General features: G+C 72.0%; 1 protein-coding gene. It reads right to left on the bottom strand.

Going from position 1 to position 286, the window contains the following annotated elements:
* A partial coding sequence (locus ACWFRU_RS42360) for a hypothetical protein (protein ID WP_453694192.1) occupies window positions 1-286 on the bottom strand: 286 nt, incomplete at both ends.

The following is a 286-nucleotide window of genomic DNA, read 5'->3' as shown; positions in this document are numbered from 1 at the left end:
GCATCTGCAAGAGCATCTGTCCGCCCTCCTCGGCCTCCGCCGGGCGGTACAGCTCCTCGACGTACGCCCGCGTCTTGGCCTCCCACCGGAGGTCTCCGAGGATGCGCCCGAACAGCGCGGCCGCCACCATCGGGCAGACGATGTCGGCGCGCTGCTGGGTGAGATTCCGGATGCCGCGGCCGCGGCCGACATGGTGGGCCGGGTAGTTGCCGGGCAGGCCGACCAGACGGCTGATGTCCTCCAGCGTGATCCGCCCGCCGGTCTCCGCGCACGTCCACCCGTAGGC

Source organism: Streptomyces sp. NPDC055099, from assembly GCF_053607685.1.
Note: the sequence above shows the minus strand (reverse complement) of the source record. Positions and strands in the feature narration are given on the sequence as shown.